This is a genomic window from Microbacterium sp. Bi128 (assembly GCF_918698205.1).
Genome location: NZ_CAKKMM010000922.1, coordinates 1 through 2,047, shown reverse-complemented (window position 1 = coordinate 2,047; position 2,047 = coordinate 1). Strand labels below are relative to the sequence as shown.

The following is a 2,047-nucleotide window of genomic DNA, read 5'->3' as shown; positions in this document are numbered from 1 at the left end:
CTGCCCGGCTGGGCACTTCTCCCACGCCCAACAGTTGACCCACGCGACGGATTGCTTCGTCCAAGTCCTCTGAATCCTCAATCACCTGGAAGACCTCGTCCCGCCGATCCATCGCCTGCACCAGAGCCTCGACGATCATCAACTGCTGTTCCCTCATCTGCCGGTCATGCTCATCCCTGCCGCGATTCTTGCACGACCGCAGTCTTGGAGCATTTCCGTCCAGTTTGGGGATCGGCTTACGGGCGCTAGTGCGACCCCGAGCGAGTTGTTGAGCTGGCCCCTCAGGTCAGGCCACGGCGGGGACTGGGGGGATGTCGTGTGTCCGGTTGGCGCGGCCCGTGACGAGGAAGATGGCAAGGAGCGCCAGGAGTATAGAGGCCCAGTTGAAGAGCCCCGCGAGTGATATCAGTTCTTCCGCCCCAGCTGTGGCTGAGGTGGCGTCGATCCCACCGGTGGCGAGGAACGTTGTGGGGTCTGTGGCGGCATGCAGCAGGATGGCCCACGTGATCCGGCCCGTCGCGCGCATGGAGAGGTACATCATGGCACCGAATCCAAAGGTGTAGACGACGGTAACGGCAACAACCAGGGGGGCCATTCCGGTGAGGAGGTTTCCGCTGTGCAGCAGCGCGAAATACAGGGATGACAAGACAAAGACAAGTCGTTCGCCATAGCCGCCGTTTCGGAGCATGTTCACTACTATTCCTCGCGTGGCGAGTTCTTCAGTGAACCCCACACACAATCCGAAGAACGCCATAACCAGAACAAGCCCGATGGAGTAGGCGGACCAGTTGGTTGCCATCAGCCGTAGGAAGATTGGGATGACGACGAGGAGGACTGCGACCCACATCCAGGCCTTCCCGCGGACGGGTTGGGGACCGAAGATTTCCTTGACCCAGCCGAGAGAGCGAGCGAAGAGAAAGAGGAGTATTCCCGAGAGCAAGATAGGGAGTGCTAAACCTAGGAATGCGCTGAGCGGATCGCTCAGGGGGCTTCCCAGGTCGATGGAGCCCCCAACCAGTGCACCTATTCCCAGCCCGATCAGTTCGTACACGCCCCAATACACGGCGACGATCAGGAGCGCTTTCCACCACGTCCCCCGGTTCCAAAACCGGACCCACGTAGAACTGTTATTTTCCATGATTAGAACTTCCCTCCCCGTTCGTTCCCCCACTTAGTCGGGCCACCACGCTAAGAATAAGCGATCGAGCGGAAGCGAAAAGTTCTCTCTGATGTTCGGCAAATCATCTTTGGCCACCATGGCAACGTAACGAAGAGCGACCGCCAAGATGGTTCTGATGAACCCGATGGAAGCGTCCCGTAGGTCGGACACACGACGAAGCTAATCGGCTACGCACGCGTTTCGACGCGGCCGCAGTCCACAGCCCGGCAGCCGGCGGCCGACGCCATGACCTCCTAGGCGGTCGGCAGCGGGCTGTGGCGCATTGAGACCGCCCAGTGCCCGGCATAGGGTAGGCGGATGACTGTTCAGCCCGGCCTGCACCGCCAACTCTGCTCCGTTGCCGCCCCCACCCAGCTGTGGCTCGATCCTGACGGCCGCTTGGCCGGCGAGGTCAAACCGCCCGGAGCCGGTGACTCCGCTGATCCGGCCGGGTTCACCGGGCTGCTCCACGGCGACACCCGGATGCTCTGCCGGGCGCTCGTGCGCGTCAACGGACTGGAACCCGAACCGGCCACCGTCGAGGCCGAGCCCGGCGGCGTCCTGCACGTCCGGGGCCTGGTCCGGGGCATCCCGGGACCCACGGAGGATCCCGCCGTCGAGCTCCTCCAGACCTGGACAGTGACGCCGGGCGTGGTGCGGCACACCCTGCAGCTGCGCACCTCGCTGGATTCCCTCGACGTCGAAATCGACGTAGCCCTCGCGGCCGACTTCACCGACATGGCCCAGATCCGCCTCAGCCGCTTCCGTGACCCGTCCGCGCCGGTCTCTGCCGATGAGTCCACGCTGCGCTGGCAGGAGGGTGGCAAGACCCTGGCGGTCGCGGCCCCCGGCGCCGTCACCCCGGAAGGCCACCTCGCCTGGCGCGGA

The 2,047-nt window shown here is 63.8% G+C and carries 2 protein-coding genes; one reads left to right on the top strand and one right to left on the bottom strand.

Annotation, left to right across the window (positions count from 1 at the left end; translation table 11 throughout):
- Positions 1-286 precede the first annotated feature (286 nt).
- Positions 287-1,138 carry a CPBP family intramembrane glutamic endopeptidase gene (locus LQV45_RS28045; protein ID WP_230010196.1) on the bottom strand — a complete coding sequence of 284 codons (852 nt, stop codon included), beginning with the start codon at positions 1,136-1,138 and terminating at the stop codon, positions 287-289.
- Between the two features lie 339 nt (positions 1,139-1,477).
- On the opposite strand from LQV45_RS28045, the gene LQV45_RS28040 reads away from it, so the two are divergent.
- Positions 1,478-2,047: glycogen debranching N-terminal domain-containing protein (locus LQV45_RS28040; protein ID WP_290370333.1), on the top strand; the 570-nt coding region annotated here is incomplete at its 3' end.